The sequence below is a fragment of the Streptomyces sp. WG7 genome (assembly GCF_049975785.1).
Lineage (GTDB): Bacteria > Actinomycetota > Actinomycetes > Streptomycetales > Streptomycetaceae > Streptomyces.
Window position 1 is genome coordinate 383592 of record NZ_JBNGGE010000001.1, and the last position, 20430, is coordinate 404021.

17 protein-coding genes are annotated in these 20430 nt (G+C 75.0%); 9 read left to right on the top strand and 8 right to left on the bottom strand.

All coding sequences use genetic code 11. The features are described from left to right. Positions 1-133: 133 nt before the first annotated feature. The 3 genes from ACP4J0_RS01725 to ACP4J0_RS01735 all read right to left on the bottom strand — a co-directional run bounded on the left by ACP4J0_RS01725 (position 134) and on the right by ACP4J0_RS01735 (position 4771). Positions 134-469 (bottom strand): CPCC family cysteine-rich protein, encoded by a 336-nt coding sequence (locus ACP4J0_RS01725; protein WP_426596789.1) that lies wholly within the window; start codon positions 467-469, stop codon positions 134-136. A 48-nt stretch (positions 470-517) separates the two neighbouring features. Next, positions 518-3637, bottom strand: a complete 3120-nt coding sequence (locus tag ACP4J0_RS01730) for a sacsin N-terminal ATP-binding-like domain-containing protein (RefSeq protein WP_426596790.1) — start codon at positions 3635-3637, stop codon at positions 518-520. Positions 3638-3844: 207 nt separating this feature from the next. After that, positions 3845-4771, bottom strand: a complete 927-nt coding sequence (locus ACP4J0_RS01735) for a DUF3027 domain-containing protein (RefSeq protein WP_426596791.1) — start codon at positions 4769-4771, stop codon at positions 3845-3847. A 333-nt stretch (positions 4772-5104) separates the two neighbouring features. Between ACP4J0_RS01735 and ACP4J0_RS01740 the strand changes: the two genes are divergently transcribed. The 4 genes from ACP4J0_RS01740 to ACP4J0_RS01755 all read left to right on the top strand — a co-directional run bounded on the left by ACP4J0_RS01740 (position 5105) and on the right by ACP4J0_RS01755 (position 9035). Further along, the gene (locus ACP4J0_RS01740; RefSeq protein ID WP_426596792.1) at positions 5105-6508 is read left to right on the top strand and encodes an MFS transporter; all 1404 of its coding nucleotides are present in this window, start codon (positions 5105-5107) and stop codon (positions 6506-6508) included. Positions 6509-6974: 466 nt separating this feature from the next. Then, a complete protein-coding gene (locus tag ACP4J0_RS01745; RefSeq protein WP_426596793.1) occupies positions 6975-7463 on the top strand; it encodes a DUF2771 domain-containing protein in 489 nt (162 codons plus the stop codon). 11 nt (positions 7464-7474) lie between these two features. Beyond that, positions 7475-8182, top strand: coding sequence for a futalosine hydrolase (locus ACP4J0_RS01750; RefSeq protein ID WP_426596794.1), 708 nt, complete (start codon positions 7475-7477; stop codon positions 8180-8182). Then, positions 8172-9035: a 1,4-dihydroxy-6-naphthoate synthase gene (locus tag ACP4J0_RS01755; protein WP_426596795.1), complete on the top strand. Its 864-nt coding sequence runs from the start codon at positions 8172-8174 to the stop codon at positions 9033-9035. Before ACP4J0_RS01750 ends, ACP4J0_RS01755 begins: the two co-directional genes overlap by 11 nt. Positions 9036-9051: 16 nt before the next feature. Here the strand turns inward: ACP4J0_RS01755 and ACP4J0_RS01760 are convergent, their stop codons facing one another. Further along, positions 9052-9435 carry a cold-shock protein gene (locus ACP4J0_RS01760; RefSeq protein ID WP_426596796.1) on the bottom strand — a complete coding sequence of 128 codons (384 nt, stop codon included), beginning with the start codon at positions 9433-9435 and terminating at the stop codon, positions 9052-9054. A 162-nt stretch (positions 9436-9597) separates the two neighbouring features. Here ACP4J0_RS01760 and ACP4J0_RS01765 point away from each other — a divergent pair, with 162 nt between their 5' ends. Continuing rightward, positions 9598-9882 carry a hypothetical protein gene (locus ACP4J0_RS01765; RefSeq protein ID WP_426596797.1) on the top strand — a complete coding sequence of 95 codons (285 nt, stop codon included), beginning with the start codon at positions 9598-9600 and terminating at the stop codon, positions 9880-9882. On the opposite strand, the gene ACP4J0_RS01770 is transcribed toward ACP4J0_RS01765, so the two are convergent. Then, a complete protein-coding gene (locus ACP4J0_RS01770) occupies positions 9825-10493 on the bottom strand; it encodes an HAD family hydrolase (RefSeq protein ID WP_426596798.1) in 669 nt (222 codons plus the stop codon). The genes ACP4J0_RS01765 and ACP4J0_RS01770 overlap by 58 nt on opposite strands. Positions 10494-10658: 165 nt before the next feature. Continuing rightward, positions 10659-11798, bottom strand: coding sequence for a hypothetical protein (locus ACP4J0_RS01775; protein WP_426596799.1), 1140 nt, complete (start codon positions 11796-11798; stop codon positions 10659-10661). Between the two features lie 131 nt (positions 11799-11929). Here ACP4J0_RS01775 and ACP4J0_RS01780 point away from each other — a divergent pair, with 131 nt between their 5' ends. From ACP4J0_RS01780 to ACP4J0_RS01790, 3 genes are all read left to right on the top strand, one after another. Then, positions 11930-14593 carry a helicase C-terminal domain-containing protein gene (locus tag ACP4J0_RS01780; RefSeq protein ID WP_426596800.1) on the top strand — a complete coding sequence of 888 codons (2664 nt, stop codon included), beginning with the start codon at positions 11930-11932 and terminating at the stop codon, positions 14591-14593. A 612-nt stretch (positions 14594-15205) separates the two neighbouring features. Continuing rightward, positions 15206-15439, top strand: a complete 234-nt coding sequence (locus ACP4J0_RS01785; protein WP_426596801.1) for a hypothetical protein — start codon at positions 15206-15208, stop codon at positions 15437-15439. 93 nt (positions 15440-15532) lie between these two features. Next, positions 15533-17176: a DNA repair helicase XPB gene (locus tag ACP4J0_RS01790; RefSeq protein ID WP_426596802.1), complete on the top strand. Its 1644-nt coding sequence runs from the start codon at positions 15533-15535 to the stop codon at positions 17174-17176. Positions 17177-17220: 44 nt separating this feature from the next. Here ACP4J0_RS01790 and ACP4J0_RS01795 read toward each other — a convergent pair whose 3' ends face one another. Then, entirely contained in the window at positions 17221-17610 is a 390-nt protein-coding gene (locus tag ACP4J0_RS01795; protein ID WP_426596803.1) for a hypothetical protein, read from the bottom strand. A gap of 161 nt (positions 17611-17771) precedes the next feature. After that, the gene (locus ACP4J0_RS01800; RefSeq protein WP_426596804.1) at positions 17772-17957 is read right to left on the bottom strand and encodes a hypothetical protein; all 186 of its coding nucleotides are present in this window, start codon (positions 17955-17957) and stop codon (positions 17772-17774) included. A gap of 277 nt (positions 17958-18234) precedes the next feature. On the opposite strand from ACP4J0_RS01800, the gene ACP4J0_RS01805 reads away from it, so the two are divergent. After that, positions 18235-20391: a HelD family protein gene (locus ACP4J0_RS01805; protein ID WP_426596805.1), complete on the top strand. Its 2157-nt coding sequence runs from the start codon at positions 18235-18237 to the stop codon at positions 20389-20391. Positions 20392-20430: the final 39 nt, after the last annotated feature.

The window sequence follows — 20430 nt, forward strand, 5'->3', positions numbered from 1 at the left end:
ACCACCCTGCCCGGAAACCGTGAACACTTCGGCCCTCACTGTCCTCGTGCCGCTCATCTGAGCGCATCGAGGACGATTCGGCCGCCGCGTACTCACGCCGGCGAGTACGCGGCGAGCGTTGCCGGACGCCTCTCTACGCAGCGCCCCCCTCTTCACCCAGGTCCGGGATCTGGCGTCGTGCTTCCGACAGCCACAGACCTTCGCCGCCGCGCGTCATGGACTCGTCGCCCGTCTCGGCCACGTCCTCAAGGTAGTCCAGCCGGGCCTGGGTCAGGCTCAGCGAGCCGTTTGGCCCGCCTCGGACCATGTGGGCGTCCGCGTCGTCCTGGCCGTCGTCCTCCCAGCCGCACTCCGGACAGATCTCGAAGTCGGCCCGCGCCGCCAGGGTCCGCTGGAAGCAGCAGGGGCAGGCGACAAGGCCGCTCGCAGGGTCGTCCGAGGGGCCGGGGGCCGGATCCACAGAGGTCATGGCCGACATCGTTCCGTTCTCACGGGTGGTCCACAAGAAGCGCCCCGGCTAGTCGAACCAGCGGTCCCGGGCCAGTTCGTCCGTGCGGGACTCGTCCTCCAGCAGGGCGGCGACCTCGAAGCGGCGCGGCCACTGACCGGCCGCCCACGCGAGCCCGGCGGCGACGCCCTCCAGGGTCGCCGCGTGCAGCACGCCGTCGCCCGTCAGCCGCCAGTCGATCTCCACACCGTCGACGACCAGCTCCTCGTGCTCCACGTACGACGCGGGGGTCCGCGCCCCGAGCAGCGCCCGCACCGGCTCCGGTACGTCGTGCTCGGCACCCTCGGAGTCCACCTCGCCGGTGACGGACTTGCTCAGCCGCCGCACCTGGAACAGTTCCGCCAGCTCGGCGGCCCGGGCCGGCCGTACGGGCAGCAGCGGCACGCCCGACGTGAAGGGCAGCAGGTCCGGCGAGTCCACGACCACGGCGTCGGCGGCGTCCACCACCTCCACCCGGCCGTCGACGACGGCCCGTACCTCGTCCGGCAGGGTGACCTGGTCCGGGTCCAGCTCGGCCAGCGCCCCGTACAGGGCGTGCAGTTGGGCGGCCGTGACCGGACGGTCGGGGTCGGCGAGGCGGTCCAGCAGCTCGGCCGCGCCGCCGGGCTCGGCGAGGAGGGCCGCGACGGACGTCCGTACGCCCAGCGCCCGCAGCACCTGCTCGTCCTCGAAACCGGCGGCGTCGGCCTCGTCGTACAGGCCCCGCAGCAGCGGGTCGCCGCCCGCCGCGCGCAGCCCCGCCGGGCGGCGCCCGCCGAGCACCGGGTGCCCGCGCAGCCACCACGCGGTGTACGGCCGCACGATCTCGTGGGTGCCGTCGGGCAGGAGGACCCGCACGGGCAGGACCAGCGCGTCGCGCAGCGGCGGCTGCGACAGCAGGGCGAGCGCCTGCGGCCACCGGTCGTCGTCCACCAGGTCCAGGTCGCGCACGGCGACGATCTCGGTGGCGACCGGCGGTACGGGGCTGTCCGGGAAGCGGTCGAGGACGTCCTCGCTCCACACGTCCACGGCATCCAGCAGGCCCGCGTCGTCCGGCTCGGCGAAGTCGCCCTCGCGGGGCTCCAGTTCGTCGGGGTCGAGGACGACGTCGGTGGCGCGGACCAGGGCGAAGGTGACGAGCACGCCGCAGGCGGCCAGGGGCTCCGGCCCCCACTTGCGCGCCAGTTCCGCGTCCACGGTGGCGAGTTCGTCCTCGCGCATGACCTGGGCGAACGGGCCGCCGGGGAAGACGAGTTCGCCCGCCGGGGAGAGTTCGCCGTCCTCGTCGGGCAGGGCGAGCGCGCCGAGCCAGGGCTCGTCGCCGGGGTCGAGTCCGGCGTCGCGGACCAGGCCGAGGACGGTGTCGGCCAGTTCGTCGGCGTCGAGGACGTCCTCCTCCCAGTTCGTGCCGCCCTCGTCGTCCAGGGACGCGGCGACGGCGGCCCGGACCTGCGGGGTGGTGAGCACGGCACGCGGGGTGGCCGGCAACGCGCCCAGCTTCTCCAGGAGCCCGTGGGCGGCGTCCGGGTGGGCGACCTTCAGGCCGAGCCGGGTGAGGACCTCCGGGTCGAGGGAGGCGGCGTCCGCGGAGGGCAGCAGCACCTGCCGGGGTCCGATGGTCGTACGGCCGTCCGCGAGGGGCACGGGCAGTCCGGACAGCCGGTCGGGATCGACCCCGGCGAGGCTGTCGTAGAGCCGCCGCCACCAGCCGGGGTCCTTCTCCAGGCCGGCCAGCCGGTCGATCGCGTCGGTCAGCGGCACCCGGGCCACGCCCAGCGTGCGCAGCTCCGCCCGGCGTTCGAGTCCGGCGGGCAGCAGGGTCGGCAGCACCTCGGCGAGGACCCGCACGGTGTCGGTGCCCGCGCCCTCGACGACCTCGGCGTCGCGGGGCCGCAGGGACACCGGCAGGTCGGGGTCGTCCTCGCGCGGTGCGGCGGGCGGCAGGAAGGCGGTGCGCGGCAGCCGTGCGAGGATCGCCTGCCGCAGCGCGCCGTCCAGCTCGCCCTTGCCCAGCGGGCCGGGTACGAGGTCGATGAGGCCGGCGGCGACCGGGCTCCAGTCGGCGAGCAGCCCCGCGTAGGCGTCCGCCGCCCGCTCCGTCAGGAAGTCGGTCAGCGGGCCGCCGGCCGCGTGCCGGCGGGTGGAGTCCAGCGGGAACGACGCGATGAGCAGCGCGGGCACGCCGAGCGGCTCGTCACTGGGCGTGGGCGCGTGGACGACGGGGGTGGTGCGGGGCCGGGCGGGAGAGCCGTCGGCGTCCACGGGCACCGCCCACGTCACCGACCAGTGGGGGCGCAGCCGCTCCTCCACCGGCCGGTCGGCGAGGAGGTCGGGAGTGAGGGGTCCGTGCGCGGCGGCGGTACGCCAGCGGGTGACGCCCTCGCGGGAGTCCTCCACGACGGTCAGGGCGTCCTCGGTACGGCGGGAGAGCGTGCGCACGTCGTCCGCGACCTCGACCACGACCTCCCGCAGCCCCGGCAGGGCGAGGAGCAGGGCGTCGTCCACGGCGCGCAGGAGGCGCTCGGCGAGGTCGGCGGCGGCCGTGTCGCGCAGCGGCAGGATGACGGCCGTGTCGTACGGGTCGGGGGCGGTGCCCTCGGCGGGGAACGGCAGCCGCAGCAGCGGGACGTGCCCGTCGCGCCGCCGGATCTCGTTCCCCAGGCCGGGACTGTGCCGTGCGGTGTCGGCGGCCAGGTCACGGGCCTCGGCCAGGGACCAGCGCACACCGCCGTGCCGGCCGACGACGGCGGGCTCGTCGGTGACGGCCAGGACGGCGGCGAAACCGACTCCGAACCGGCCGACGGTGCCCTCGCCGCCCTCCCGCTTGGCGGAGGCGCGCAGTGTGGACAGCGACTCGACACCGGCCGCGTCCAGCGGGGCGCCGGTGTTGGCGGCGACGAGGACACCGTCGCGCAGGGTGAGACGCAGCCGGCCGGGCACGCCGGCCCGTGCGGCGGCGTCGGCGGCGTTCTGCGCGAGCTCGACGACCAGCCGGTCGCGGTAGCCGCCGAGGACGAGGTCCTCCTCCGCGTTGGCGTCCTCACGGAACCGGGCCGGGCTCGTCGCCCAGGCGTCCAGCACCCCGCGCCGCAGACGTGCCGTACCGAACGGATCGGCGCCCTCGGCGGCAGGCCGCACGTACATGCTCACGGTGACTCTCCTCATCGACGGACCACGAAGGTACCGCTCCGACCCGCGTCGGGCAGAACGCCGGCCGCGGCGGCCGGGCCGCCCGACCGGTGAGCACTCGGCCCGTCCGGCGACCGGGGAACGAGGCCGTCAGGGCCGGCGGGGGTCCGGGGCGCGGCCCCGGGGGCGCGAGCCACGACGCGCCCGCACCACCGTCACCGGCGCGCCCTACGAGTGCCCGAGCTCCGCGGCCGCCTCGTCCTCGGCCACCGGAACCGACCCGGAGTCCGGCGCGGGCCGCAACGGGAACGGGTCGACCCGCGTCTCGTCGATCACCGGCGGAGCCGGCTGCGGCGGCTTCGGCATCACCGCGGCCTCCGAGTGCCCGCCGCACCCGTAGGCCAGCGACACCACCCGGCCGTCCGCCGGGGAGAACTCGTTGGCGCACACCCCGAAGGCCTGCCCCAGCGAGCCGCCGATACGCGCCAGGAAGCCGCAGCTCACACAGGACGCGGGGGCCGCCTGGGCCATCGCGGTCTTCGGGCCGTAGCCCTCCTCCCAGCGGTCCGCGGCGACGTGCAGGCCGTACCGGGAGAGCACCCGCGTACGGCGCAGGCCCAGCTCCTCGGCGACCGCGGAGATCGTGCCGCGGGCCGGGACGACCGACAGCTCGGCGGGCGGTCCGGCCGTGACCTCGGCGTCCTCGGCCTCCACGAGGTCGGCCATCTCGTGGGAGACGGCGGAGTTCGGCGGCGGCTCGTCCTCGCCGGTCCAGCCCGGCTCCAGCCGCAGGTCCTCCGCGTCGGTGGGCAGCAGGTCGCCGGGGCCCATGTCACCGGGGCGCAGCCGCTCGCTCCACGGCACCCACTCCGGGGCGAGCAGCGCGTCCGGGCCGGGCAGCAGCACCGCCTCGTCCACCGTGACGATCTTGGCGCGGGAGGCGCGGGCCACGGTGACGGCCCAGCGCCAGCCCCGGTACCCGAGCTCCTTGCAGGCGAAGTAGTGCGTGACGACCCGGTCGCCCTCCGACACCAGCCCGGCGTGCTCGCCGACGACGCCGGGTGCGGCGGCCTCCTCGGCTGCCGCGCGGGCGAGGTCGATGGCCTCGGCGCACAGACGGTCAGGGGTGCGGCTTCGCGTTGTCGCTGCGCTCACAGGTATCGCTTCTCTCCATACGCCGTCTCACGAGTGCGCCGCTGCCTGCGAGGGGCGGACGGAGCGGACCTGTGGACCGCGTCGACGTCCGCGCCCGATCGCGCTCGGGCACACCTACGTCATCCATTCTGCGGGATGCCCGTAAGGCGCGCGGCCGAGAACGTTCGCCACGGCGCGCTAGGCACGCTACCTGCTCAGGTGCGCTGGGCCTACACCGACGGGAGTTTCGGCGGGGTACGAACCCGGCGTTCCCCGGTGGTGTCACCCGACTCGTTCACCGCCATCCGTGCCGTACAGACGCTATAGCCCCCGCTCTCGGGGCACTATGACGGGGTGGCAGCCGCACGGACGGAGTTCAAGGGCGGGAGCCGGGGGCGCGGCCCCGGCTCCCGGTTCCGAGCGCTCGGCCGCGCGCTGCGGCTGCCGGTGACCACAACGGTGCGCGGCATCCGCCGGGCGACGCACGCGCACGGTGCCGGCGAGTCCGGTCTCGGCAAGCTGATCGAGCTGCACGGGGTGAACGGCGCCGGCGACGTCATGATCACCGTCGCGCTCGCCTCCACCGTCTTCTTCTCCGTCCCCACCGACGAGGCGCGCGGCCGGGTCGCGCTCTACCTCGCCATCACCATGGCCCCGTTCACGCTTCTCGCGCCGGTGATCGGTCCGCTCCTGGACCGCCTGCCGCACGGCCGGCGCGCGGCGATGGCGGCGGCGATGGGCGCCCGGGCGCTGCTCGCGCTGGTGCTGTCCGGTGCGGTCGTCAGCGGCAGCATCGGGCTGTACCCGGCCGCGCTCGGCGTGCTGGTCGCCTCGAAGGCGTACGGCGTGGTCAGAAGCGCGGTGGTGCCCCGGCTGCTGCCGCCCCGTTTCTCCCTGGTGAAGGCGAACTCGCGGGTCACGCTGTGCGGGCTGCTCGCCACCGGGGCCGCCGCGCCGATCGCGGCGGGGCTCCAGCAGATCGGGCCGCGCTGGCCCCTGTACGGCGCCTTCGTGATCTTCGTCGTGGGCACCGTCCTGTCGTTCACGCTGCCGCCGAAGGTGGACTCGGCGCGCGGTGAGGACCGGGCGCTGCTCGCGGCCGACGAACACCATCTGCACGGACCGCTGCACGGTCCGCTGCGCGGGCCGGACAAGCGCCCCGGGCTGCGCACGGTCGGCCCGGCGGTGACGCACGCGCTGGCCGCCAACGCCGGCATCCGCTGCCTGACCGGATTCCTGATCTTCTTCCTGGCCTTCCTGCTGCGCGTGCATCCGCTGTCCGGGCAGAGCGCGGCCGTGTCGCTGGGGATCGTGGGCGTCGCGGCCGGTGCGGGCAACGCGCTGGGCACCGCGGTCGGGGCCTGGCTGCGGTCACGGGCGCCGGAGATGATCATCGTGACGGTGGTCGCGGTCGTGCTGGGCACGGCGGTCACGGCCGCGGTGTTCTTCAGCACCGTCCTGGTGGCGTGTCTGGCCGCGGTCGCGGGGTTCGCGCAGGCGCTGGCCAAGCTGTCCCTGGACGCGCTGATCCAGCGGGACGTGCCCGAACAGGTCCGCACCTCGGCGTTCGCGCGCTCGGAGACGCTGCTCCAGGTCTCCTGGGTGCTCGGCGGGGCGGTCGGCATCGTCCTGCCGCTGAACGGCACGCTGGGCCTGTCGGTGGCCGCCGCGATCGTCGCCGCCGGCTGGCTGACGACCGTACGGGGCCTGATCGACTCGGCCCGGCGCGGGGGCCCGGCACGCCCGCGGGTGGCGTGACCGCGTCGGCGCGACCCGCGGGGGCGTGAACGCGGGCGGCGTGACCACGGGTGTCACCACGGGCGGCGGGACCGGATGAGGCGACCGCGGGTGGCGCGACCACAGGCGGCGCGACCCCAGGCGGCGCGACCCGCAGGTGGCATGACCGCAGGCAGCGCCACCACGGGCAGCGCGACCCAGGCGCCGCCACCGCAGATGAGGCGACCACGGGCAGCGCGACCCAGACGGCGCCACCACGGATGAGGCGACCACGGGCAGCGCGACCCAGACGGCGCCACCACGGATGAGGCGACCACAAGCGGCGCGACCCGCGGGCGGCGTGGCCCAGGCGCCGCCATCACGGGCGGCGGCCGGGTGGCGCGGCCGTGGGTGAGGCGACCGCGGGGTGGGCGACCGTGGGTGGCGTGATCACGCCACGCCGTACCCAGGTGGGGGGCGGACCGGGGGCGCCATATAGCCTTCGCCCATGACCACGTTGCAATCCGCTGTGCGACGCCGCCGCGCCGTCGCCGCCGCCGGCGCCGTATCCGCCGGACTGCTCCTGCTGTCCGCCTGTGACCAGCCGACGCCCATGGCCACGGTCACGGTCGGCAGTGACTCGGTCAGCTCCGAGGCCACCTGCGGTGGCGAGGACAAGGTCCTGGAGACCGCCGAGATCCAGAAGTGCCTGCAGGACGACGACGTCGAGTCCATCGCCGTCGACCCCGACGAGACCGTGCGCTTCGGCGTCGACCCGGACCTCGCGGACAAGCGCTGGACGATCCTGATGAACGGTCAGCAGCTGGTCGACGACACGGACAACACCTACCGCACGGTGCCGGGCAGCGTGTTCTTCAACGCCCAGTACGGTGCCCAGGGCGACTCGACGCTGGTCACCATCAAGGCCGGCGACGGCAAGGACGACAGCGAGGCGGCCACCGGTCTGTGGTCCTTCAAGCTGAAGAAGGACGACTGACCACGTCCCCCGTGCGCGTCCTCGTGGCCACCGCGGTCCCCGTCGAACGGGACGCGGTGGCCCGGGCGTTCCCCCGGCCGGGCACGGAGGTGCCGCTGCCCGGGGCGCGGCTCCACCGGCTCCCGGGCGGCCCGGACCTGCTGGCCGCCGGTGTCGGCCCCGCCCTCGCCGCCGCCTCCACCGCCGCCGCCCTGACCGCGGCGACCCTCGACGGCGCCCCGTACGGCCTGGTCGTCTCGGCCGGCATCGGCGGCGGCTTCGCCCCGGACGCGCCCGTCGGCTCGCTCGTCGTCGCCGACGAGATCACCGCGGCCGACCTGGGCGCCGAGACGGCCGACGGTTTCCTGCCGGTCACCGACCTCGGTTTCGGCGCCGTCACCCACCACCCGCCCGCCGGGCTCGTCCGCGCGGTCGCCGCCGCGACCGGGGCCCGCCCCGGCACCGTCCTGACCGGCTCCACCGTCACCGGCACCGCCGGACGCGCCGCGCTGCTGCGCGCCCGCCACCCGCGCGCGCTGGCCGAGGCCATGGAGGGCTTCGGCGTCGCCGAGGCCGCCGCCGCGCACGGGGTGCCCGTGCTGGAGCTGCGCGCGGTCTCCAACCCGGTCGGCCCGCGCGACCGCGCCGCCTGGCGCATCGGCGACGCGCTCACGGCCCTGACGGACGCCTTCGGGAAGCTCGCACCCGTCCTCACGAGTTGGAACCCACATGACGACTGAGCCCTCGCAGACCGAGCCCCTGCGGATCGCGTACTCCCCCTGCCCCAACGACACCTTCGTCTTCGACGCCCTGGCCCACGGCCGTGTCCCCGGCGCCCCCGCCCTCGACGTGACGTTCGCGGACATCGACATCACCAACGGCATGGCCGAGCGTGGCGAGTTCGACGTGCTGAAGGTGTCGTACGCCGTACTGCCGTACGTCCTCGGCGAGTACGCCCTGCTCCCCTGCGGCGGCGCGCTGGGCCGGGGCTGCGGGCCGCTGGTGCTGACCCGGGAGGCCGACGCCGACCTGCGCGGGCGCACCGTCGCGGTGCCGAGCGAGACCTCGACGGCCTACCTGCTGTTCCGCCTCTGGGCCGCGGACACCGTGCCCGGCGGGGTCGGCGAGATCGTCGTCATGCCGTTCCACGAGATCATGCCGGCCGTGCGCGACGGGAAGGTCGACGCGGGGCTCGTGATCCACGAGGCGCGCTTCACGTACCAGAACTACGGGCTGCACAAGCTCGCCGACATGGGCGAGCACTGGGAGCGGACCACCGGGCTGCCGATCCCGCTCGGCGCGATCATCGCCAAGCGGTCGCTGGGCGCCGAGACGCTGACCCGCCTCGCCGACTCGGTCGTCGCGTCCGTACGCGCGGCCTGGGACGACCCGGAGGTGTCCCGGCCGTACGTCATGGAGCACGCCCAGGAGATGGACCCGGCCGTCGCCGACCAGCACATCGGGCTGTACGTCAACGAGTTCACGGCCGGGCTCGGCGAGGACGGCTACGCGGCGGTCCGTGGCCTGCTGACCCGCGCGGCGGCCGAGGGACTGGTACCGGCCCTCGGCCCGGACGCGCTGGCTTTTCCGTAGCGGGTGAGGCGCGGGGTCAGACGTCCAGCTGGTCGGCGACCGCGCGGAGCAGGCCGGCGATCTTCTTGCCGGCGGCCTTCTCGGGGTAGCGGCCCCGCTCCAGCATCGGGGTGATGTTCTCCAGGAGGGTGGTCAGGTCCTGGACGATGGAGGCCAGTTCGTCCGGCTTCTTGCGCTGCGCGGCCGCCACCGACGGGGCCGGCTCCAGCAGGGTCAGGGACAGGGCCTGGTCACCGCGCTGCCCGGCGACGACGCCGAACTCCACGCGCTGGCCCGGCTTCAGCGCCTCGACTCCGGCGGGAAGGACCGAGGAATGGACGAAGACGTCACCGCCGTCGTCGCGGGAGAGAAAGCCGAAGCCCTTCTCGCTGTTGAACCACTTGACCTTGCCGGTAGGCACGTCTGTCCTCGTCCTCGTACTCGTCGGAAAACTGCTCGGAAACGGCTCTTGATAGCACTTGGGCGGGTCGTCCGGACCCGCCGGTACCAAGGCTAATGGTCTTCAGGCCGGTGACAAGACGTCCCCCGGTCGTTCTCCAGGCCTGGGAACTACCCTGGTCGGGTGCGTGACAAAACCCAAACGAATTCCGCCGCGCCCGGTGACCGACTGATCCGTGCCGGTGCGATCGTCTTCTTCATCGGTACCGTGGCCACTCTGGTCACGGTGGCCCCGCTGTTCCTGGGGACGACGCCCTTTCCCACCTACATGTTCGTTCTGAGCATGCTGATGGGAGTGGGCTTCCTGATCGCCGGTGCGGGGGTGTTCCAGTCGATCGCGGCGGGCCGGCGTCAGGCCCGCGCCGCGTCGAGCCCCTCGGCGTCGCCGTCGCCCTCACCGTCGCGGTAGGCCGCGAGCCACTCCGGGAACTCCGTCAGGTCGCCGAGGACGACGTCGGCGCCGGCCGCGCGCAGCTCCCCGGCGCTGCACGGCCCGCTGGCCACCGCCACCGCGAGGGCACCGGCGGCGCGGGCGCCGCGTACGTCGCCGATGTGGTCGCCGACGTACACGTCCGCGCCGTGCTCGCGCAGCGCCACGGCCTTCTGCTCGGCCCACAGGTCGCCGATCACCGCGTCCGGCCCGATGCCGAGGTGCGCCAGGTGCAGCTTGGCGTTCGGCTCGTACTTGGCGGTGACGACGATCGCCCGTCCGCCGGCCTCGCGCACGGCGTCGACGGCCTCCCGGGCGCCGGGCAGCGCGGGCGTGGCGGCGACGGCGTACGCCGGGTACATCTCCCGGTAGAGGTCGGCGGTGGCGGCGATCTCCTCGGCCGGGAACCAGTGGGCCAGCTCCTCCTCCAGCGGCGGGCCGAGGCGCGTGACGGCCAGGTCGGCGTCGACGAACGTCCCCGTCCGCTCGGTCAGCGCCAGGTAGCAGGCGCGGATGCCGGGGCGCGAGTCGATCAGCGTCATGTCGAGGTCGAAGCCGACGGTGGGCGCGGGACGGGTCGTGGAGGCCATGGCCCCCATTGTGCCGGGAGGGCCGACGGAGCCGGCCGGGGCGGGTCGGATCCCGGCCGGGCGTCGGGCCGGCCGGGCATCGGGCCGGCCGGGCATCGGGCCGGCCGGGCATCGGGCCGGCCGGGCGTCGGGCCCGGTCGGGTACCTGTCCTCGGCCGGGGCGGGTCAGGCCCGCGGGCCGCGGGAGCGCCGGAGGAGGTACAGGGCCGTGGCGACGGCGGCGGCGCGCAGGACCCAGGGCCAGGTGTCGGCGACGGCGTCGCTCATGTGGCCCTCGGCGACCGGGTCGCCCCAGCGGCCCTCCGTACGGCCCCACAGCCAGACGACGCCGGCGGCGGCGACCGTGCCGGGCAGGCCCAGTACCGCCCACTTCACCTGGGCCGGGGTCAGGCGGCGGGAGAGGTAGACGATCCCCCAGCCGAGGCCCATCGGGATGAGGCTGCCGACGACCGCGCCGGCGACCAGCAGGACGGCGGCGAGCAGCAGCAGCGGGTTGTTCCAGCCGCCCTCGGGCCACAGCCGGGGCAGGCGGCGGCGCGGTGCCCCGCCCGCCTTCCCGGCGACCGGCTCCGCGGCCTCCTCCACTGCCTCGGCTTCCGTCCTCCCGGCCGTCCCGTTGTTCTTCGCCGGCCCGCCCGTCTCGTCCTCGTTCCTCGGCGGGGGCCTGAGCAGCTCCGGGATCTCCACACCGCCGACGAAACCCGGCACGCTGTCGCCGCCGCCCCCGAACGGGCCGTTGTCCGTCCGCCACCAGTCCGGCCGCGTGGCGCTGCCGTCCCCCAGCTCGTGCGCGCCCGCCCGGTGCGGCGGGAGGGCGGCCGGCGCGGGCTCGGACTCGGACTCGGGCGTGGCGGGGCGAGGGCGGGGGCGCGGTACGGCGCGCCGCAGCCCCTTGAGCCGCTCCGCCATCCGCGGCTCGCCCTCCTGCTTCCGTGTCCCGCCGTCCGCCTTCCGCGACCCGCCGTCCTCCTTCCGCGGCTCGCCCTCCGGCTGCGCGGGCACGGAGGCGGACCGCGGCACCGACGGCCGCGGGGCACCACCGGCACCACCGGCACCGGTCACACCGCTAGCGCCGCCCACACCGCCCGCCGCGTCGACGATGTCGTCCGGGCTGCCGAGCCGGTCCAGGATGCGGCGCACGGCGGCGGGGTTGTCCACGGTGGTCCTGGCACGGTGCCGGTCGATCTCGTTGCGCAGCTCGGAGACCAGCCGCATGCGCGTGGCCGACGGCAGCTGCCGTTGCTGGGCCACGTCGCCGACGCGGCTCAGATACTCGTAGACGACCTGGTCGCTCTCGATCCCCACGGAGCCCTCCGGGGCGGTGTGTTGTGGTACGCCGTCGGACGAAGGTACCGAATCCCCCCGGGCGCGGAGGACGCGCACCGCACCGCCGCACACGCACCCCGCCGTCACACCCACCCGCTAACGTGGGCCGGATGAGCACCGAGGAGAAGTCCGCGGCCCCCCGGTCCCTCGCGGAGGCGCTCCGCGCCAGGGACGACGTCTCGCTGGCCGCCCTCCTGCGCAGCCGTCCCGACCTCATCACCCCCGTGCCCACGGACCTCACGCAGCTCGCCACCCGCGCCGGCACCCGCGCGTCGGTCGTACGGGCGCTGGAGCGGCTGGACCGGTTCGCGCTGCAGACGGCGGAGGCGCTGGCCGTGGCGGCGGACCCGGCGTCCTACGCCGAGCTGCTCCGTCTGATGGCCGGGGACGAGGGCGATCCGGCGGTCGCCGCGGCCCTCCCCCATGCCCTCGCCGTACTGCGCGAACAGGCCCTGGTGTGGGGGGCCGACGACCGGCTGCGGCTGGTGCGCACCGCACGCGAGCTGCTCGCGCCGTCCCCGCAGCACCCCTCCCCGACGGGGCTCGGCCCCACCGTGCGGGAGGCCACGGCGGGGATGTCACCGGGCCGGATCCAGGAGGTCCTCGCCACCGTCGGCCTGCCCTCGACCCACGACTCCGTGTCCGCCGTGTCCGCGCTCGGCGCCCTGTTCGCCGACCGGCCGCGGATGGCGGTGCTCCTCGCCGGCCTGCCCGAGGAGTCCCGGGAGGTGCTGGACCGGCTGGTGTGGGGCCCGCCCTACGGCCAGGTCACCCACGATCCCGCGCCGCACCTGCGCCGGCTGCTGGAGCGCGGCCTGCTGCTGCCGACCGCGCCGGGCACGGTCGTCCTGCCCCGCGAGGTCGCCCTGCACCTGCGCGGGGGCCGGGCGCACCGCACGCCCGAGCCGGTGCCGCCGCCGGTGGAGGCCGCCGCCACGCACCGTCCACAGGTGGTGGACGCCACCGCCGCCGGGCAGGCCCTGGCGGCGCTGGCGACCGTCGAGGAACTGCTCAAGGAGTGGGACGAGGGCGGTCCGGCGGTGCTGCGGGCCGGCGGGCTGAGCGTGCGCGACCTGAAGCGGACGGCCGTCGCCCTGGACGTGCCCGAACCGGTCGCCGCGTTCTGGGTCGAACTGGCCTACGCGGCCGGACTCATCGCCTCCGACGGAGAGGCCGACGAGCGGTACGCGGTGACCCCGGCGTACGACGAGTGGCGGGAGCTGCCCCCCGCGGAACGCTGGGCGCGGCTCGCCGGGACGTGGCTGACGTCCACCCGCACGCCGGGTGTGGTCGGGGGGCGGGACGCGAAGGACCGTACGCTCTCGGCGCTGGGCCCCAACCTGGACCGTTCGGCGGCGCCGGAGGTACGGCACCGGGTGCTGGCCCTGCTGGCGGGGCTGCCCGAGGGTGCCTCGCCCACCGAGGAGTCGGTGCTGGCCCGGCTGCGCTGGGAGCGCCCGCTGCGCGGCCCGCGACGGGACGGGCGGGACGGCCAGGACGACGACCTGCGCACCCGGCTGGCCCGCTGGACGCTGTCCGAGGCCGAGCTGCTGGGCGTCACCGGGCGCGGCGCGCTGGCGGCGCCGGGACGGGCACTGACCGGGGCGCCCGAGCCGTCCCGCCCGGCGCAGGCACCCGAGGCACCCGGGACGCCCGAGCCGCCCCAGGGCCCCGGCGACCGGCTCCCCGTCCACCACCGCACGCCGTCCACGCCCGCTCCCCGGCCCCCCGCCGAGCAGGCCACCGCCACCGCGAGGGCCGCCCGGCTGCTCGCGCCGCTGCTGCCCGAACCGCTGGACCACGTGCTGCTCCAGGCCGACCTGACGGCGGTGGCGCCGGGGCCCCTGGAGCCCGAGCTGGCCGGCCTGCTGGGGATGCTCGCGGACGTGGAGTCCAAGGGCGGGGCGACCGTCTACCGGTTCACGCCGGGTTCGGTGCGCCGCGCACTGGACTCCGGGCAGACGGCCGCGGACCTGCACGCGTTCCTCGCCCGGCACTCCCGTACGCCGGTGCCGCAGCCGCTCACCTACCTGATCGACGACGTGGCCCGGCGGCACGGACGGCTGCGGGTGGGCGCGGCCTCGGCGTACGTGCGCTGCGACGACGACGCGACGCTGGACGAGATCCTCGCCGACAAGCGGGCCGCCGGCCTCGGCCTGCGCCGCCTCGCGCCGACCGTGCTGGCCGCGCAGGCCGACCCGGCGGCGCTGCTGGAGGGGCTGCGCGCGATGGGGTTCGCGCCGGCCGCCGAGTCCGCCGCGGGCGACGTGCTGATCGCCCGCGCCGACGCCCACCGCACGCCGCCGCGGACGGCACCGGAGCCGGTCCCGGACGGTCCGCCGGTCCCCGACGACACGCTCCTGGCGGCGGCGATCCGCGCCGTCCGGGCCGGCGACCTGGCCGCCACGGCCCCGCGCAAGCCGGGCCCCGGTAGCGGGACGGGCTCCGGTAGCGGGACGGGATCCGGTAGCGGGACGGGTTCCGGAGGCGGGGCGGGTTCCGGCGGGGCGGGCGACACCCCGGCCGCGGGCGGCGAGCTGCCCCGTACCTCCGCCGCCGAGACCCTCGCCACCGTGCAGGCGGCGGTCATGACCGGCGAGGCGCTGTGGATCGGCTACGTGAACGCCGAGGGCGCCGCCAGCCAGCGCGTCATCGCCCCGATCCGGGTCGAGGGGGGCTTCGTGACGGCGTACGACCACACGGCGGACGAGGTGCTCACCTATCCGCTGCACCGGATCACCGGCGTGGCCGAACTCGCCGACGACACCACGTGACGCGACGGGTGGCGTGGTCTGCGGTGACATGACCCCCCGGGTTTTACGCGCGCCCGGCCGTGATTCCGCTCGGATGCGCACTTTCGGGCGTACGCGGTGACTCATGCACGCCACGCCGGGTGATTCGCACCTGAGAGGGAGCTTTTTTCATATTCCGCATCGGTTCGCGGACGGTCGGGCAGCCACCGGGTGCCCTGCAAACCAACCGAAAGGGAGAACCCGATGCGTACCGCTGTTCGCCGCGTCGCCACCGTCCTGACCTCCACCGCCGCCCTCGTCGCGGCGTTCGCCGCCGAGGCCGCCGCGGTCGGCATCGACCTCGGCGGAGGCCTGACCCTCTGACCGTCCTCTGATCCCTCGCTGATCCCCCCGATCAGCGTCCCCGTCGGCGGGCCGGGTCCCCAGCCCCCCTGGGCCCGGCCCGCCTCCGCCCGCTCCGGGCTCCCCCCCCCATCGTCTCCTCCCCCCATCGCCCCCCTCCCCTGATCACGGCCTCCACCCCTGATCACGGCCCTCTGATCCACAGCCCCTCTCTTCTGATCCACGGCCCTCCTCTCCTGGTCCACGGGCCCTCCTCTCCTGATCACTCCCCCTGAAAGGCCGGACACCCCCATGCGTTCCGAGCTTCCCGATCACGACCGCTCCGCCACCCGCTCCGCCGCCCGCAACGCCGTCGCCGTCTCCGTCGCCGCACTGATCACCGCCGCGGCGCTGTTCGGCGCGCTCGCTCCCAAGGCCGCCGCGCTGCCGCTGCCCCTGCCCCCGCCGGTCAGCGGCGTCCAGTCCCTGGTCACGGAGGGGATCGCCCTGGAGGGCCCACTGATCAACAACCTCACTCTCCGGTAGCCCGGCTGCCCGGGCGGCCCGATCAGGCACACTGGACGTTTGGCCGATCCGTCCAGTCGCTGTCGGCCGTACGCGCGCGAAAGGGTGCCGCCCGTGAATGGTCCGCTGATCGTCCAGTCCGACAAGACCCTGCTCCTCGAGGTCGACCACGAGCAGGCCGGCGCCTGCCGCCGGGCCATCGCGCCGTTCGCCGAGCTGGAGCGGGCGCCGGAGCACATCCACACCTACCGGGTGACCCCGCTCGGCCTGTGGAACGCGCGGGCCGCGGGCCACGACGCCGAGCAGGTCGTGGACGCGCTCGTCGAGTACAGCCGCTACCCGGTGCCGCACGCGCTGCTCGTCGACATCGCCGAGACGATGGACCGCTACGGCCGCCTCACCCTCTCCAAGCACCCGGCGCACGGTCTGGTCCTGACGACCACCGACCGCCCGGTGCTGGAGGAGGTGCTGAAGTCGAAGCGGATCGCGCCGCTGGTCGGCAATCGCATCGACCCCGACACGGTGGCCGTGCACCCCTCCGAGCGCGGGCAGATCAAGCAGACGCTGCTGAAGCTGGGCTGGCCCGCCGAGGACCTCGCCGGGTACGTCGACGGCGAGGCGCACCCCATCGAGCTGGCCGAGGACGGCTGGGCGCTGAGGCCCTACCAGAAGCAGGCGGTGGAGAACTTCTGGCACGGCGGCAGCGGTGTCGTCGTGCTCCCCTGCGGCGCCGGGAAGACGCTGGTCGGGGCCGGTTCGATGGCGCAGGCCAAGTCGACGACCCTGATCCTCGTGACGAACACCGTCTCCGCCCGGCAGTGGAAGCACGAGCTGTTGAAGCGGACCTCCCTGACGGAGGACGAGATCGGCGAGTACAGCGGGACGAAGAAGGAGATCCGTCCCGTCACCATCGCCACGTACCAGGTGCTGACGACGAAGCGAAAGGGTGTCTACCCGCACCTGGAGCTGTTCGACTCCCGGGACTGGGGGCTGGTCGTCTACGACGAGGTGCACCTGCTGCCGGCGCCGGTCTTCAAGTTCACCGCCGACCTCCAGGCGCGGCGGCGGCTCGGCCTGACCGCGACCCTGGTCCGCGAGGACGGCCGTGAGTCGGACGTGTTCTCCCTCATCGGGCCGAAGCGTTTCGACGCCCCGTGGAAGGAGATCGAGGCGCAGGGCTACATCGCGCCCGCCGACTGCGTGGAGGTCCGGGTCAACCTCACCGACTCCGAGCGCCTCGCGTACGCCACCGCCGAGACGGAGGAGAAGTACCGCTTCTGCGCGACGACCGCGACGAAGCGGAAGGTGACCGAGGCGATCGTGCGGCGCTTCGCCGGGCAGCAGATCCTCGTCATCGGCCAGTACATCGACCAGCTCGACGAACTGGGCGAGCACCTGGGCGCGCCGGTCATCAAGGGCGAGACGTCCAACGCCCAGCGGGAGAAGCTCTTCGAGTCCTTCCGCCAGGGCGAGATCAGCGTCCTCGTCGTGTCGAAGGTCGCGAACTTCTCCATCGACCTGCCGGAGGCGACCGTCGCCATCCAGGTGTCGGGCACGTTCGGGTCCCGGCAGGAGGAGGCCCAGCGGCTCGGCCGGGTCCTGCGCCCCAAGGCCGACGGCCACCAGGCGCACTTCTACTCGGTCGTCGCCCGCGACACCCTCGACCAGGACTTCGCCGCCCACCGCCAGCGCTTCCTGGCGGAGCAGGGTTACGCGTACCGGATCGTGGACGCGGACGAGCTGCTGGCGGAGAGCTGAGCGGACACCCCGGCCGGGTCAGGCCCGGCCCCGGGGAGGGACGGTCAGGCCCCGGGGAGGGTGAACACCAGGATCAGGACGAACACCGGCGGCAGCAGCGACAGCGCGGCCATCCAGATCCGCAGGGCGGACCAGCGCCGGGTCCAGGGCAGCGCCCAGGCGGTGACCCAGGCTCCGTGGGTGAGGAAGGCGCCGAAGAACAGGGTCCCGTAGATCAGCGTCAGCGAGGTCGTCAGCGCCCGCGAGCAGTCGGTGCCGCAGCTGTCGGTCGCCATGACCGACAGCAGGCCGAGGAACGCGGCCGCCGGTACCAGAACCGTCAGGAGCACGGTGGCGACGGTCGGCGCGATCCACGCCGTGCGGTCCCGCTGCTCCCGTGGGTCCCGCCAGGCGGCCGGGTACGGCGGCCATGCCGTGGGGTGCTGTGGGTTCATGCGGCCAGTCAAGCCGCGCGGGCGTGCCCCGCGCACCGGCGTGCGTACTCAGACCGGCACGCGTGCGTACTCAGTCCGCGCGGCGGCGGACGCGGCGTCACCGGCGAGCGACGCGGACGCCACCGGCGGGCAGCGCGGCGTCACCGGCGGGCAGCGCGGCGTCACCGGCGGCGGACGCCGGCCTCCTCGCCGTACTCGCCGAGGACGACCACGTCGAAGGCGGCGCCCGCGAACACCCTGACGGCGCGCAGGGCGTCACCGAGCCGGTGCCGGTGGCTGCCGGCCACGGGCGTGGCACCGGACGCGCGGCCCGGAGCCGGAAGGGGGGAGATGGTTACTGCGCTCATGTCTCCATGGTGCGACCGCGGCCCCCGTACCGGCATCGGTCTGCGGGGCCAACCCCCGCCCCCGTTCCGTACTCCTCCGGACGGACGCCGCCCCCTCAGGTGGGAGGGCCCCGACCCCTAGGGGACGTAAAACCATTTGGCCCGCGCGGCCCCCGCTCCCTAGAATCTCCGCTCTTGCCCGCCTCCCCACGGGAGTGCCGCCGTCCGGACGGAAACCGGTCGGCCCACCGCGCGCAGCCCGCGCCCACCGCACCGCAGGTCACCCGGAGGCACCCCCTTGTCCACGCCCGACCACGACGACCCTCTGTCCAAAGAGCGCTCCCACCTCGCCGCGTCCCGTTCCGCCCTGCGTGCCATGCGCGAGGACGTCGAGTCCCTGGACATCACCGACGTCACCGCGAACTGGGTCAACGCCGCCGTGCTGGAGAGCCAGATCGAGGAGCGCATCAAGGCGCTCGCCGACCTGAGCGGGACCCCGCTGTTCTTCGGCCGGCTCGACTACCTGCACGCCCCGGGGGCGGAGCAGGCGGAGGGCGGGGAGGGGGAGCGCCCGCGGCCGGAGGCCGCTTATCGGACACTGCACGTCGGACGCCGGCACGTGCACGACGCGGACGGCGACCCGATGGTGATCGACTGGCGGGCGCCGGTCTCGCAGCCGTTCTACCAGGCGTCGAAGAAGAACCCGATGGACGTCGCCCTGCGCCGCCGCTTCGGCTACACCGGCGGCGAGCTCACGGCGTACGAGGACGAGCACCTGTCCGACCCCGACGAGGCCGCGACCACCAGCAAGCTGCTCCAGCAGGAGATCGAGCGGCCCCGCGTCGGCCCGATGCGGGACATCGTGGCGACCATCCAGCCCGAGCAGGACGAGATCGTGCGCGCCGGGCTGGCCGGATCGGTCTGCGTGCAGGGCGGCCCCGGCACCGGGAAGACCGCCGTCGGCCTGCACCGGGTCGCCTACCTCCTCTACGCCCACCGCGAGCGCCTCGCCCGCACCGGCACCCTCGTCATCGGGCCGAACAAGTCCTTCCTGCACTACATCGAGCAGGTGCTCCCGGCCCTGGGTGAGCTGACGGTCCGGCAGGCCACCGTCGACGACCTGGTGGCGCACGTCGAGGTGCGCGGCACGGACGAGGCGGCGACAGCGGTGGTCAAGGGCGACGCGCGGATGGCGGAGGTGCTGCGCAGGGCCCTCTACTCGCACGTCACCCTGCCCACCGAGGGCGTCGTCGTGGTGCGCGGCTCGCGCCGCTGGCGGGTGGCGGCGTACGAGCTGGAGGAGATCGTCCGCGAGCTGCTCGCCCGCGACATCCGCTACGGCGCCGCCCGCGAGGCCCTCCCGCAGCGCATCGCGCACGCCGTGCTGGTGCAGATGGAGCGGGCGGGCGAGGCGCCGGACGACCGGGTGCAGAACGCGGTGGCGCGCGACGCCGCCGTGAAGGCGGTGGTGAAGACCGTCTGGCCGCAGGTCGAGCCCGCGAAGCTCGTGCTGCGGCTCCTCTCGGACGCGGACTTCCTCGCCGAGCACTCCGAGGGCGTCCTCACCGAGGAGGAGCGGAAGGCGGTGCTGTGGGCGAAGCCGGCCCGTTCCGTGAGGTCCGCCAAGTGGTCGCCCGCCGACGCCGTGCTGATCGACGAGGCCACCGACCTGATCGAGCGCACCCACTCCCTCGGACACGTGGTCCTGGACGAGGCGCAGGACCTCTCCCCGATGCAGTACCGCGCGGTGGGCCGGCGCTGCACCACCGGTTCGGCGACCGTGCTGGGCGACCTGGCGCAGGGCACCACGCCGTGGGCGACCCGGAGCTGGGGCGAGGCGCTGGCGCACCTGGGCAAGGGCGACGCCGTGGTCGAGGAGCTGACCGCCGGTTTCCGCGTGCCGACGGACGTCATCGCGTACGCCTCCCGGCTGCTGCCGCACATCGCGCCGGGCCTGACGCCGGTGGCGTCGATCCGTGAGAACCCGGGCTTCTTCGACATCCGGGCGACCGCGGACGGGAAGGCGGAGGGGATCGCGGACGGGAAGGCGGACGGGACCGCGGAAGGGACGGCGGCCGGGATCGCGGAAGGGACGGCGGCCGGGATCGCGGAAGTACTGTCCGCCTGCCGTGAGCTGCTGGAACGCGAGGGCTCGGTCGGCCTGATCGCCGCCGACGCGCGGGTGCCGCGGCTGGCGGAGGCTCTCGAGGCGGCGGGGATCGGCTTCGTCGGGCCGGGCGAGGAGACGACCCACGCCACTCGCCTGACCCTGGTGCCGGCCTCGCTGGCCAAGGGCCTGGAGTACGACTACGTGGTCCTGGACGAGCCGCAGGCCGTGGTCGACGGCGAACCGGACGAGCGGACGGGGCTGCGACGGCTGTACGTGGCGCTGACCCGGGCGGTGTCGGGGCTGATCGTGACGCACGGGGCGGGGCTGCCGCCGCAGCTGGCCTGACCGCGGGCGGTCGCGCCTCCCCGCGTGCGAACGGCCCGG